Raw genomic sequence first — 13680 nt, forward strand, 5'->3', positions numbered from 1 at the left:
TGACAAATCAGATAGCATCAACAAAAACATAAAGAAGAGATGTGTCATGCATAAAACTGTTAACGTAAAAATATCCGCTGGTATTTGTGGATTCAACACTATAGTCCATGCTGAAGACTTAACGGATTACAAGGCATCTTTCAGATTAGATACTGAATGCCCGAACTGGAAGAAAATTGATCAGATCCTGGGGGGAAAAGAGTTGAATGTAATGACAGAACTCTTTAAAGACAGAGAAACAGGAACCCTTAATTCCCAGGTATTGGATGTGAGCCTGAACATGATTCCCCATGTGTCGTGTCCTGTTATAGCTGGAATTTTAAAGGCTTTGGAGGTAAGTGTCGGTCTGGCACTGCCCAAAGATGCGGCCATAACATTTATTGATTGATATCTCGACGTCTCGTTCCTCGCTTTGTCGGAGGATAAACACGAATTATTACTCATTCGTAATCGCCAAAAAAGATATCCACGCAGTTTCGTTTTCTGGTCAGTAAAAAATGTGATTTCGCTGCCATTGTTCAGCGCCAAGGTTCTCCGCCCGTCCCAATTCACTTCCTCTCATTCACTCTCGCAAGACGTTCTGCAATGTCTCTGCGGTCAGGAATAAAAAGCCACTCCGGCTCGTTTTCCTCCTTTCCCGCGTGTTTGCCATGCCGTGGCAGATACGTGTGGAATTTTCCTCCCTTTTGCCAGTTATAATAGAATTCCTCTTAATTTGTGCCTTCCCCCCGTTTAAGAAGGACCAATCCCGGTTATATCTGCTCTTAATAATTCTGGGACCTGTGCATGGTAATTTTCGGTCAAATTGTAGTGACGAAATCATACCGGCAGCTCACTTCCTGTACTCCTCCCGCTTTAAACAAACCATTGCGTCAATGAATTACATTCTGACAGGAAGAATAAAAAACACTGGCTGATTTCATAAATTTTAGTAATACTAACGAGAATGCAGTGTTGTTTTTTTCTGATCTTTTCCATGAAGCCAGGTAAAAATTCATTGTCAAACTCCAACGCGCATATCAGCAACCTGAGCCTTGCCAAGTATCGAATTTGCTGCAGAGCATCTGAAGAAATACCTCTGCCGAAATTTAAAGGTGCTGTCCTTCACGGCGGTTTTGGCTTTGCCTTAAAGAAAATCTCACCATACTATTACCAGCGTTTCTGCCAAATCCAGTCAGGTCCCAATCCATACTTTTTTTTACCGCCACTGGAAACAACCAGTCAATACATCCCCGGCCATGAATTTTCATTTGAGTTGAATCTGATTGGAGATACGGCCAACTACTTCCCCATCTGTCTGGACGCACTTAAATACCTCGGTGGAGAAATGGGCCTGGGAAAAAGACGGGGAAAATTTTCCGTATTAAGCATTGCCTCAGCAGTACCTCCGCAACAGTCAGGCGGTAGCGGGCAGAATGCGTTGCTCACCGGTGAGGCTATTGGCGCTTCCAGAGAATACACAGGCTGCGAGCAGATGCGGTTTCATTTTATAACCCCGTTGCGACTCAAAAACGCAGACAGAATCCTTTTAACCCCCCCAACATTCAGCACCTTGTTTGCCAGGATTATCGGTCGACTGAACAGCCTTGGCGTATTTTATGGATACGGACCGGTTATTGAACCGAAGTATAAGCAGGAACTGCTCGCCCTGGCACAGGATATCCCTCTTCATCAGGACCACTGCACTCTGCAGGAATTGAACAGATATTCCACCCGTCAGAAACAGTGGATGAAATTTAGTGGACTGCAGGGGCATATCACATATAACGGAAATTTTGAGCCGTTCTGGCCCTATCTCGTTCTGGGGGAATGGTGCCATGTGGGCGGTAAAACCAGCTTTGGTTTTGGTAAATATATTGTAGAACAGGGGTAATCTTTTTGAAAATACATGGAAAAAACATTTAAGAACAAAGAGTTAATCAAAATTAAAACGGGAAGGACGGAAGACGGGAAAAAAGAAATACTGTCATGGGAGGTCCCGGTCTGTAAACGGGGTTAAGCCTTTTTCATAACAACCGGGAGGGAACATGAATGGCAGCGTTAGTATGACCCTGGTCCTCTCCAACGTCAATCTTCTCCAGGCCTGGTTCAAGGTGAAGTTCAATTTGGGCGTCTCATCCCACAACGAACGTTTCCACAATGAGATCAATTTTATCATCCTGCTTGTCCCTCGTGATCGCCCAAAAAATGTCCATGTTTTCTTGTGCAAATGGTAACAAAACAGGCGGTTTTCCGAATATAAATCCATTTCCACTTTGTATTGGTGAATTTAAAAACAGTTCGGGGCAGTCAATGTTGACGCAGATATGCTTGTTACGGCAATACTTTCCCAAGAGACAGAAGCTGACTGACATCACTGTGAAACAAAGTTGTTAAGGCGAGATACAGGTTTAACCGCAGGCCCGAAAAATGCCTGAATTTCAAAACACCTTATGACGTATGTGAGAAACTAATTGGGGTGGATGTCACTTGAATTCAGCCTCTCCTTTTCAGAAAGCTGAGTAATTTCGAATATTTTTTCAGTTTACGCGAATGGTGAGTTATTACATACAAGGAGATGAAAATGTCACGAAAACACCCTCCAATTCCTGCCCCGAATTCCTTTGCAGGAGAGAAAAAATCTGTCCTGCCGTATCGAATTCAGCTTCTCACACCTGTCATGGGTGGCGGCGTCAAAAGTTTTTGTCCAGATGAAACAAATCCAATTCGAACTCCTTCCGTCAAAGGACAATTGCGTTTCTGGTGGCGGACAATGCAGCAGGTGAACAGCCCGGAAGAATTGATGCAGCGTGAAGCTGCCATCTGGGGAGGAGCAGTTACCCTGGATTCTAATGAGGGGAAGGCCTCTTCTGTTATCTTGAACATTACCGAAGTTGATAGTGTCAATAAGAGGCTGGAAAGGGATGAGAAAGGGATGATGGACTATAAAAACTTCCCAGGTTATGTCCTTTTTCCCCTGCAGGGACAGAAAGATAAAAACTCCTCTACTTTGATTCCATCCTTTACCTTGATTACATCCTGCTCTTTCTCATTGGAAATCCGTTGTCCACAGGAGATGCAAAAGGAGGTTGAGATGAGCGTGAAACTGTGGCTTCTCTTCGGTGGTATTGGCGCGCGGACAACACGGGGCTGTGGTTCTCTTTACTGTGAAGAGGTGATGAAAGAATTTTCAGACGGAGAGGCAATAGGGCAATTTGTTGAGAAATGTTCTTCTGTCAACTCTCCTGCCTTCGGTCAATCTCCCGTGCCATTACTGGCACAGGGACGTTTTGCTTTCTCTCCTGGCTATGGCAGTGATCCTGTAAAAATATGGAAAGAGTATTTGGAAAAGTATAAGAATTTCCGTCAGGATGATGCAAAAGAGAAAAAATTTGGCAGAACGAGCTGGGCAGATGCTGATGGGATTCGACTTCTTACAAAGAAATATGACAAGCATTTACCTCACTTTGAAAAGCCATACTTCCCCCGAGCCGCTTATGGTTTGCCTGTTCTGTATAAATTCAAGGACAACAAGGGGGATCCAGAGGGGACTTTTGAGGTGCGTCCTGTTGGCGGGAAAACGCGCACGCGCTGGCCATCTCCCGTGATACTCAAAATTATTAGATTGAGTGGAGATAATTATATAAACGTCTGCCTGTTGCTCAACAGTACAATCCCAGATCTGGAACTGTTTCAGAATCAATCTTTACATTCAGCAATTCCACAGGATGCACACCCGAGAAACTGGTGCAATCACAGGTTGCAGAAGGGTGCAAAAAAAGAGCGGGAAAGAGGTGAAAACCCCTATGATGCCCTCTTTAAGGCACTCGGAGTAAAGGAGGCCAAATCATGAGAGAAAAACAACAGTATCTGCTCTCCATTTCCGTTGGTCCAGTGCAGGAGTTTATTGCCTCCGCCCGTAAACTTCGCGACCTCTGGTATGGCTCCTGGCTCCTTTCAGAACTCTCCAAGGCCGTGGCGAAATACCTTTCCGACGCAGGTTGTGATCTTATTTTTCCAGGAATTGAGGACAAGGGTAAGCTGGAACCAAAATCCGAACTCAATACCGCCAATAAGATTCTTGCCAGAACAGGGGAAGTGAATGAGGGTGAAATACGGTCTCTGGTTGAAGAGGCACGAAAAGCCTTTGATGACTGCTGGAAGAGCATGGCACGGAGTGCGCTAAATGCCATTCCCAGGAAGGATCAGCAGAATATCAACAGAGAGCTTTTCGAAAAACAGCTTGATGATTTCGGGGAGTTTTTTGCTGCCTGGACTCCCCTGAAAGATAATTATTCAGACTCGCTGGAACGTTGTGAGCGGTTACTTGCCGGAAGGAAGGCCTTGCGTGAATTTTCAGCAGCACCCTGGAATGGTGCGGGAATACCCAAATCCAGCCTGGATGGAATCAGAGAATCGGTACTCAGAGGAGATCAATCCCAATCTTATCTGTTTAAAAAGGGGGAACATCTTGATGCCATGGGATTGATCAAGCGGTTCGGCCCCGTAAGAGAAGATTCCCCCCATTTCGATAATTTTGCTCAGCTGGCGGTGGAACCGCTGCTGGACAGACTGGCAGAACTGGCTGTTTCAGATCCCTCCACAGCTGCGATTATCTCTTCTCTCCCTTCGGCAGAGAGGCTGTATCCTTTTGGCGGAGCACCTGTGAAGTCACCCCAAAAGAAACAAAAACTGCCCCTTTCTGAGAACTTCCCGACAGAATTACTGCTCCCTCTCTCCTTCGCTGAGGAGTCTGGGCAGCACAGAGATAACGTGGAGGGGGTGGTCTGGGAGAGGCTGAAGAGGGATATACAGCAGTTGCACCGGAAAGCTGGAGAGCCTGGGCCCTATGTATGCCTGCTGGTTGGGGATGGCGACAATATGGGGCAGACTTTGAGTAAAATGAAAGAGGTGAACCACCATCGGCAATTTTCTGTAGAACTTGATCGTTTTGCCGGGGAGGTTAGAAACGTTTTTGCACAGTTTTCCGGCAAGGTGGTCTACAGCGGGGGAGATGATGTGATGGGATACACACCTCTCCATACAATGCTTTCCTGTGCGGAAGAAATTAACAGGTCTTTCCATAAGGTGATGAAAGCTGCCTGTGCCGGAACAGAAATTAAAAGTCCGCCTACCTTTTCATTGGGGGTGGCAATAGTTCATGTCAAAAACCCCATGGATCAATCCTTTTTGCTTGCTCGACAGGCAGAGACCCTGGCAAAGCAGCAGGGAAGAAACAGGCTGGCAATCATCCAGTCAAAACGGAATGGTTCTGATATTCAACTGTGTGGCCTCTGGCGGGTGGAAAACACTCTTAAACCATTCGTGACAAGGATGAATGAGTGGGTGCAGCGTTATCGGAACGGGGCCCTCAGTTCTCGACTTGCATATCAACTCAGGGCCCTGGTGGCAGAATGTGGTGATGAACTGAGATGGAAGTGCGGTGAAGCGGACAATTGTTATCCTGATTCACCTGCGGCCCTCGAGGCAATTCGCCTTATTTGCCATAAAGATTTTGAGTCCAGTTCCTTGACGGCGCAGGGTGCCGCAGAGTTGCTGTCTGGTCATACAAGCCTCTATCATCTCGCCAGTGAACTGGTCGTCGCGCATCAACTGGCAGGGGCAGAGTTGTGTGGAATTGAGAAAGGAGAATCCTGATGAAGAATAATATCTATATCGTACACTCTGAAGAAGCACTGGTCTTTCGTGACGGCCGTCCATTTGGCAACGATGCCCAGGTGCATGGAGGATTGCTGCGCTGGCCGCATCCCGGCACTGTTCTGGGCATGTTTCGCAGTCGTATCGGGCTTTCCCGCGACATGAATTTTTTTACAGGAGAAAAGAGAAAACAGAATATTGAGCAGATAAAAAAGATAGGAATGCTGCGAATGATTCCAATGTGGCAGTCAGAAAGAGCGGAGGTCTGGAAGCCTCTTTTCCCGGCACCGGCTGATGTGATTATCACAGAGGCGAAGGAACAGAGTGAACATAAATCATTCTCTCTTCATCCCCTGCATTATGAATCCCCTCGTAATGGAGAAGGGGTGAATCTACCTTGGAGTAATTGGCTCCTGCCAATTTCCACAGTGAGGGAAAAACCGGCGAAAGAGGCCCCGGACCTCTGGTATTGGGGGCCTTTTAAACGATGGTTGGAGGAAGGTTCTTTTTCACAGTCACTTACAGACAAAGAGTTGGGTACTGATTGGCCTGTGGAGGAGTTTCGTCTCCACACTGCAGTTAATAATGATACCGGGACAGTGCTTGAAGGACAGCTCTTTTCCTCACGAGGTATCCGTCTGGGGGTGAAATCCGGGAAAGACCAGCTGCCTGGGCGTTATGGCATAGGTGTGGAGCTCACTGGAATGGAGGAAGATGACAGCCCGCAAGGTTCTTATTTTCTCGGTGGTGACCGTAAGATTGCCCATATTGAGAGCGTTGCGGAGCTTTTGCCCCCATGCCCGTCCTTTATTACGCCTTCTCGTTATCTTCGATTGATTCTTGTTACTGCGGGAAATTTTGCTTCCTGGGCACCTTCCTGGCTTCATCCCGATGATGGCGGGCGGGAAATTGCATGGAAGACACTCCCAGGCAGTGATATCGATTTACGCCTGGTTTCTGCTTCTCTTCCCCGCTGGCAGGCGGTCAGTGGTTGGGACATGGAGACTCGCGGACCGAAGGCCACAGCCAGGCTGGTTCCGGCAGGAAGTGTTTATCTCATCGAGTTAAAAGATCCGCAGCAGGCACCCGAACTGGCCGCAAAGTTGTGGGGGAAAAATATTGCAATGACGGAAACTGCAGATGGGTACGGCTGTATCTGTATTGGCAAACAATCTATAGAAGGAGAATAAATCATGAAGATGCAGCTCTATTTTATGCAAACCCGGTCAGGTCTCCATTGTGGCGTTGGGCAGGGGCTTTCTGATATCGATCTGCCAGTGGCGAAGCACAGCCTTACCGGCCATCCGCTTGTTCCTGGAACATCTATAAAGGGTGTGCTGCGAGATTATTTTGAGGAGACTGAAGAGCAGGAAAAATTTGCTGCAGCCTTTGGCGGAATGCAAAAGGGAAAAAGTGATTTTGCTTCGGCCCTCTCTTTTACTGACTGCCAGCTGATCTGTCTCCCGGTACGATCCTATTTCGGTACCTATGCACATGCCGCTTCCCCGCAGACTTTACGACTTCTCAAGGAGGAAATGACACGGGGAGGGTATGAAAACCTTCCTGAAATTCCCCGCTTTGCTCATCCTCAGGACACAACTGAGTACCATTCGGCGGTGCCAAAGGATTCAAGGCTTCGGCGGGCTGGGGGAAAACAGCTTCTGTTGGAAGAACTTGACCTGTTAGTTGATACAGAATTTCAGAAAAATGCGGACGAGTGGGCAGCTCTCCTCGCAGAAGAACTCTGCCCGAATGATGCAGAAGGACAGAGCTTTTTCCATGAAGGATTTGTGGTTGTCGATAATGATGTCCTTAATTTTTTGTGTGAAACGAGCCTGCCGGTTTCTGCACATAATAAAATCGGTGAAAATGGAGTCGTGGAGGATGGGGCCCTCTGGTATGAGGAGTATGTTCCTGCCGAGACGCTTTTTCTCGGAGCTGTTTACGGTGAAAATGGCAGGGGCGAAAAGCATCACAATCTCTCTGCCGGGGCCTTGCTCGACCTGGTTTGCTCCACACCACTCTCCTTGCAGGTAGGGGGCAATGCGACCACAGGCAGAGGTCTGGTTTCCATGATCTTTTCTCAGAGGAGGGCAGAATGAAAAGTAAAAGCCAGCGCTACTCGGAAGTTGTGCTGCCCAATGTGCGGGAAGCGGCAGAGGGGGAATGGGCGGATAAATATAAATCCCTCTCCAAAAAGGCCGGGAGCCTGGTCCGGAACTCCGGTCTGATACAAACTCTTGCCTTTTTTAAATCCAAAACAAAAGAAAAGCAGCACGCCATACTGCTGAGGCATCTGCAGGATGAATTGCAAAAGCTCTCCATTCTCAAAGGGCAGGGTGATGATCTCCTGTATAAGCAGGTTCAGGAAGCTTCTCTCCCGCAATACATGGTGCTTACCCGGGAGACTCTCCACTTGCTGAACTGGCATAAAAGGTTTGCCGACACCCTTATATCAAAAGAGAAAGGGGGCCAGCCGTGATCTCTTCAGTACGTAAGGCCGTACAATGTTTTCCAGGTGCGAACACATCGAGTCAATCGACGGAAAATCTCTCTCTGCTTTTTAATAAGCTCTGTTTTGGAATTGATGAAAGGAGAGAAACGGGAGAAAAGAGAGAAACTGCTTGTAAGGAGGCGGTACTTACCTCTTTGGAAAAAGGGCTCAGCAAGAACACCTTTTCGTTATATAAACACAGCTTTGCACTGCGAAGAAAGGAGCTGGAGGACAATCCTGCAGTCGTCTGTTTTGAACTGCGGTTGACCAGCCCCCTGGTCGTGGGAATGGGCGATCAGAATATTCACGAGTTTGGTATCACCCTGCAATATCCCTGGGGGACGCCTCTGATTCCGGGAAGTGCAGTGAAGGGAGCTCTCTCTTCCTTTGCCCACCGCAATGGCGATACTGATTGGCAAAAAAGCGCCCTTGCCGCAGATGGGGTCGCGGGAAAAAACTCTCGTGTCATGTTTGGTGGAGGTGATGAAGAGGGGCGGGCCAACGGTGGTTTTCTGGATTTTCTGGATGCCTGGTGGGTTCCGAAAACGACCAGTCCTTTCAAACGGGATATTATCACGGTTCATAATGGCCCCTATTATCGAGGCGAGGACGGTGCCTGGCCTGATGGAATCGAATCGCCAATACCAAACGGATTTATTGTTGTTGCTCCGGAAGAGTGTTTTTTCTTCTCAATTCGAGGGGAAAAAGGATGGCGGGAACTGGCGAAAAAAATGCTGGTGAAACTTGGCGCGGAGTGTGGTTTTGGCGCAAAAACCAGAGTTGGTTATGGTCGTTTTAAGTATAAATATACTTCTCATGAAGTTGCAGTACGCATTAAGGCAATGAAGGCAGATGAATTGAAAGCTTTTCTCGAAGAAAAAAATGGCTTCCCGAGTGATCAGCAGGATGCTTTTACAGAAAAGGCGCAGGAGCTGCCTTATGAGAAAAGACTGGATGAGCTGTTTCATCGTTATTGCCCGGTCAAGGCTTTTCTCGGAAGATTAGAGGAGGCATCCGTTTCCAGCTGGCAAGATGTCTCAACAATCTACAAGCAGTTAAAAAAAAGATTACGGACAGAGGTGGATACCAGAGATCCTCTTGTGCAACAAATTTTTGCTCTGTGTGAACCTCTTGCCGGGGAACAGCAGAGAAAAGATCGTGAAATGTGGCTCTGGAAGTATGCACCTGCAGCTGTCGATTATCTTACCGGAAGATCTACAGATGAGATCTGCAATTTTTTACTGGAGTATAACCAGGCATACCCACCATTGGCAGATTTTGCTGAGGCTATCAAGTCCCTTGAAGCAGATGGGAAAAGTGAAAAGGAGATGCTTGAATATTGGGAGATGGGAATGGATGAATTGAATCTGGAAGTGAACAAGAAATGAAATAACAGGAATCCTGCCTTTCTCGAAGGTTTGAAATTAGCATTACTAGAGTTTGACACAATCGAGGGAAGGGTGAAAAAACTTTGTAATTATGTGCAATATGGGGATGAATTAATTTTAAAGTAGAGGAAAGGTCTGGTTGAGGGGGCACTTCGTGACAGACTGGAAATTGGCAACATCCAGATAAATCGTCCAAGGCCATCCAGGATCTGTTTGGCTCTGCGATATTTGACAGGAGCTTAGCCGCCCTCCCTATGTGTCAGGATACTTGCAAAGAATCGCCTACGGTTGGAATGATCTTCAGCAATCTATGGGTGGGGATGTCTATGATCTGGTAGACTTTGGTTACGCCTGGCTGGCAATGGCCTTCTCCTGCCGATTTGCGAGACTATATCAATGGTTTGCCGCTGGATGATGAGGAAAAGGAACTCCTGTTGGCTGAATTGGATGAAAAGATATCACTCCTGGTGAAGCAAAATAAAAAACAGAAGAAACATCTGCTGAATTAACCAAACTTTAATTGATACTGAGGGGTAAAATGCTATGCAGACAGAGTCAGCAAAAAACGGCAACAAACTAAAAATATGGAAAACATGGAAAAATTTTTTGTTTGAAAAGTCCTGTTGGTTGGTTTTGGGTCTGTCAGCACTATTCGCTCCCATGGCTTCTGATAGCACGCGTGCATTGATAGAATGTTGGATTTTATCCACTCCCCTCAGCAGTCACATCAGTCACAATGCCGTTATACTATATTGCGTCTACATAGGAATTTTCTTTATTACCTTTGGGTACCTGTATTGGATGCGAAGGTATATTTTCTATCCGCAGACGAAATTTCTTTTTACCGAAAAAAATCCAGAAAAAAGAAAAAATCTGATACTCTTTTTATCAAATATTTACATGTCCCCTGAGAATGAAAAAAAGGAGAGTTTTATTCCCGCTGGTCTTTCTCTATCCGGGGACATGTTGACAGAAGATTTAAAGCGCATAGAAAAACACAAGCAACAAACCAAACCCTGGTCTTGGCAAATGCCTTTGATAGGTCTCAAACATCATTTACCTGGACTGAAAAGTGTTACTATCGTATGCTCCCATGAATCGCTCAAACAAATGAGTGCATTTGTGAAAATCCTTAAGCTCTACAAAGAATTAGAAAATGTGGAAATTTATATTCTCGGGACAAAAGAAGGTATTGTCTGTCGTGACAAATATAGCGTGGATAATCATCTGGGTGGTTTTAATTTCGAGGGATTTGACGAATTATCTGCAGGAATGAGAGCATGTATTGACCTTATGAAAAAGGATAATGTTAAGGAAAAAGACATGATGATTGATTTTACAGGCGGTAATAAAGTAACAAGTGTTGTAGCTGCCACAATTACTTTTAACAGGCCCATTAAAGCACAATATGTCAGTACAACCAATATGAATGTTGTTGGTTACGATGTCGACTATGGAACTGTTTCCATTCAGGGGGTTACCGGATGACGAGAGAAATCGATTTATCTAAACTTTATGACAACCAGGCAAAAATAGACCACCTTGAGACGTATAAAAAAGAGGCCGTCAAAATGGCAGGCGAGGGTAAAGAAGTGATTCTCACCGGGGCTGCCCCGATATGGATGTACCTGGCCATTGCCCACGCATTGCATGGCAAAGCGAAACGCTTGTTGTATCGATCTCCGGTGGTGGATATAGAGATATTTAATCATGATCCCTTTTAGAAAAAAAGGAAAATCTAATGATATCAGCCTGATAGAGATGAAAATCAAAGAATATGCCGCCGGGCGTTGAAATCATTGAGAAAAATGGCAAAAAGGAGGGTGGATTTCGGTGTGACTTCGTGGCTGTTGGTCTGGTCGCCGGAAACACTGTTGTAACCTGTTGTTTTCAATGGGGAAAAAAGAGGTACAGTCGTGAAGGGTCCCGGTTTGTAAACGGGGTTAAGACTCTCTATGGTACTTAGAGAACTTTGATTTTCCTTGAGTCGTGGAAGGTCCCGGTTTGTAAACGGGGTTAAGACATTATCCTTCAAATCTTCAAATTGCTTCTAAAATAAGTTTGTCGTGGAGGGTCCCGGTTTGTAAACGGGGTTAAGACCCTTGTGGTCATTTTCATTCAAGAAAGGAACGTATCGGCGAGTGGCCTGTTTACGAAAAAGACAAAAAGGGAGACAGGAGAAAGGAGAAAGGAGGCAGGAAAAAGCAGAGCAACAAAACTCGATAACATCCGTTGTGGGATGAGACTGTTTCGCGTCTTTTGCCTTTCTCCTGCCTTCCTTCGCGTTCTTCGCGGTAAAAAAAATGTCTTACCGCTTTTTGTTTTAAAGCAAAGAATATACCGCCGGGCGTTGAAATCACCTTCAAGCCTGGTCACAAGGTGAAGTCAAATCAGGGCTGTGCAGAGACTGATGGGGTGACGTTGGGGGATTTTGAACGAAACCTCTTTTCCAAGCTGGCCCTGAGTAAAGATGAGGTTGAGAAAGGAACGTATCGGCGAGTGGCCTGCCTACGAAAAAGAGTGGGATGGCCATTCCCTTGAGGAAAAACGCAGGCGGATAAGAGATTTTTTAAAAGAGGTCCCAACAGTTGAAATCGAAAATATGTAATAATTTCAAGGGGTCCGGTAATCGTTAAAAAAAAAGATGAAAAATTTCCGAAAAAAAGGAAAATCTAATGATATCAGTATGATAGGGGTGAAAAGCAAAGAATATGCCGCCGGGCGTTGAAATCATTGAGAAAAATGGCAAAAAGGAGGGTGGATTTCGGTGTGGCTTCGTGGTTGTTGGTCTGGTCGCCGGAAACACTGTTGTAACCTGTTGTTTTCAATGGGGAAAAAAGAGGTACTGTCGTGAAGGGTCCCGGTTTGTAAACGGGGTTAAGACGTGCACCACATCACATAAACCATTATGGCTACCATACTGGCGTCGTGAAGGGTCCCGGTTTGTAAACGGGGTTAAGACAGTCAAACTACTAACATCCCAACTGCTAATATCAGCGTCGTGGAAGGTCCCGGTTTGTAAACGGGGTAAGACTCAAAGACGATTTCATCCGGCAGCTGCTTCGAAGTCGTGATCAGGTTACCATCTTCCGAGAAAGGAACTTATCGGCGAGTGGCCTGCTTACGAAAAAGAGTGGGATGGCCATTCCCTTGAGGAAAAACGCAGGCGGATAAGAGATTTTCTAAAAGAGGTCCCAACAGTTAAAATCGAAAATATGTAATAATTTCAAGAGGTCCGGTAATCGTTAAAAAAAAAGATGACAAACTGCCGGAAACAAGGAAAACCTAATGATATCAGCGTGATAGAGGTGAAAAGCAAAGAATATGTCGCCGGGCGTTGAAATCATTGAGAAAAATGGCAAAAAGGAGGGTGGATTTCGGTGTGACTTCGTGGCTGTTGGCCTGGCCGCCGGAAATACTATTGTAACCTGTTGTTTTCAATGGGGAAAAAAGAGGTACAGTCGTGGAAGGTCCCGGTTTGTAAACGGGGTTAAGACGACACCATCTCTGATTCTTTCTTAATCTGGATAGTCAGAGTCGTGGAAGGTCCCGGTTTGTAAACGGGGTTGAGACCCTTGTGTTCATTTTCATTCAAGAAAGGAACGTATCGGCGAGTGGCCTGCTTACGAAAAAGACAAAAAGGGAGACAGGAGAAAGGAGACAGGAGGCAGGAAAAAGCAGAGCAACAAAACTCGATAACATCCGTTGTGGGATGAGACTGTTTCGCGGTACTCTTGTGAAAGACGGAACAGCGAAAAGATTTTTTGCCAACGAAAAACTGCTCTAAACATGTGAAAAAAGGCATTTTATATAAAAAATCTTTCGCGTCTTTTGCCTTTCTCCTGCCTTCCTTCGCGTTCTTCGCGGTAAAAAAATGTCTTACCGCTTTTTGTTTTAAAACCTGAAAACAGTATAAAGCGTACACTTTAAGTCGAAAACGCAACTTCACGAGATCTATTTAGCTAAGAATACGTATTTTTCCCCTTGCACTATTGTGTGTATGTATTATATTTATACGTACACTTTAAAGGGGAATATACTCATGTCTAAACCATTAACAGGAAAAACTCACGTCGGCGAACGGCGTGAAAAGCGTCCCAATGGCGATATTTATGTCTATGAACGGATTACGGCCTACAACGAGAAGACCAGAAAGACCTA

Annotated in this window: 13 protein-coding genes; 12 read left to right on the forward strand and 1 reads right to left on the reverse strand. The window is 45.8% G+C overall.

Annotated features, from left to right (window positions below; translation table 11 throughout):
- The first annotated feature begins 46 nt into the window (after positions 1-46).
- From JWG39_RS11390 to JWG39_RS11445, 12 genes are all read left to right on the forward strand, one after another.
- Positions 47-388, forward strand: a complete 342-nt coding sequence (locus tag JWG39_RS11390) for a DUF6951 family protein (protein ID WP_205219530.1) — start codon at positions 47-49, stop codon at positions 386-388.
- 609 nt (positions 389-997) lie between these two features.
- A complete protein-coding gene (gene cas6, locus JWG39_RS11395; protein WP_205219531.1) occupies positions 998-1873 on the forward strand; it encodes a CRISPR system precrRNA processing endoribonuclease RAMP protein Cas6 in 876 nt (291 codons plus the stop codon).
- A gap of 154 nt (positions 1874-2027) precedes the next feature.
- Positions 2028-2216, forward strand: coding sequence for a hypothetical protein (locus tag JWG39_RS11400; RefSeq protein WP_205219532.1), 189 nt, complete (start codon positions 2028-2030; stop codon positions 2214-2216).
- Between the two features lie 347 nt (positions 2217-2563).
- Positions 2564-3832, forward strand: coding sequence for a type III-B CRISPR module RAMP protein Cmr1 (gene cmr1, locus JWG39_RS11405; RefSeq protein ID WP_205219533.1), 1269 nt, complete (start codon positions 2564-2566; stop codon positions 3830-3832).
- Positions 3829-5637, forward strand: coding sequence for a type III-B CRISPR-associated protein Cas10/Cmr2 (gene cas10 / locus JWG39_RS11410; protein ID WP_205219534.1), 1809 nt, complete (start codon positions 3829-3831; stop codon positions 5635-5637). Before cmr1 ends, cas10 begins: the two co-directional genes overlap by 4 nt.
- Positions 5637-6827, forward strand: a complete 1191-nt coding sequence (locus JWG39_RS11415; protein WP_205219535.1) for a type III-B CRISPR module-associated Cmr3 family protein — start codon at positions 5637-5639, stop codon at positions 6825-6827. Before cas10 ends, JWG39_RS11415 begins: the two co-directional genes overlap by 1 nt.
- A 3-nt stretch (positions 6828-6830) precedes the next feature.
- Complete coding sequence (gene cmr4 / locus JWG39_RS11420; RefSeq protein ID WP_205219536.1) at positions 6831-7739, forward strand: type III-B CRISPR module RAMP protein Cmr4; 909 nt, start codon at positions 6831-6833, stop codon at positions 7737-7739.
- Complete coding sequence (cmr5, locus tag JWG39_RS11425) at positions 7736-8119, forward strand: type III-B CRISPR module-associated protein Cmr5 (protein ID WP_205219537.1); 384 nt, start codon at positions 7736-7738, stop codon at positions 8117-8119. Before cmr4 ends, cmr5 begins: the two co-directional genes overlap by 4 nt.
- A gap of 167 nt (positions 8120-8286) precedes the next feature.
- Positions 8287-9519 (forward strand): type III-B CRISPR module RAMP protein Cmr6, encoded by a 1233-nt coding sequence (gene cmr6, locus JWG39_RS11430; RefSeq protein WP_205219538.1) that lies wholly within the window; start codon positions 8287-8289, stop codon positions 9517-9519.
- 268 nt (positions 9520-9787) lie between these two features.
- Positions 9788-9934, forward strand: coding sequence for a hypothetical protein (locus JWG39_RS11435; protein WP_205219539.1), 147 nt, complete (start codon positions 9788-9790; stop codon positions 9932-9934).
- Positions 9935-10062: 128 nt separating this feature from the next.
- Positions 10063-11007 carry a hypothetical protein gene (locus tag JWG39_RS11440; protein ID WP_205219540.1) on the forward strand — a complete coding sequence of 315 codons (945 nt, stop codon included), beginning with the start codon at positions 10063-10065 and terminating at the stop codon, positions 11005-11007.
- Positions 11004-11243, forward strand: coding sequence for a CRISPR-associated protein Csx3 (locus JWG39_RS11445; protein WP_205219541.1), 240 nt, complete (start codon positions 11004-11006; stop codon positions 11241-11243). Before JWG39_RS11440 ends, JWG39_RS11445 begins: the two co-directional genes overlap by 4 nt.
- A 44-nt stretch (positions 11244-11287) precedes the next feature.
- On the opposite strand, the gene JWG39_RS17415 is transcribed toward JWG39_RS11445, so the two are convergent.
- The gene (locus tag JWG39_RS17415; RefSeq protein WP_439099714.1) at positions 11288-11554 is read right to left on the reverse strand and encodes a hypothetical protein; all 267 of its coding nucleotides are present in this window, start codon (positions 11552-11554) and stop codon (positions 11288-11290) included.
- Positions 11555-13680: the final 2126 nt, after the last annotated feature.

This window comes from Desulforhopalus vacuolatus, assembly GCF_016918505.1.
GTDB classification, from domain to species: Bacteria; Desulfobacterota; Desulfobulbia; order Desulfobulbales; family Desulfocapsaceae; genus Desulforhopalus; species Desulforhopalus vacuolatus.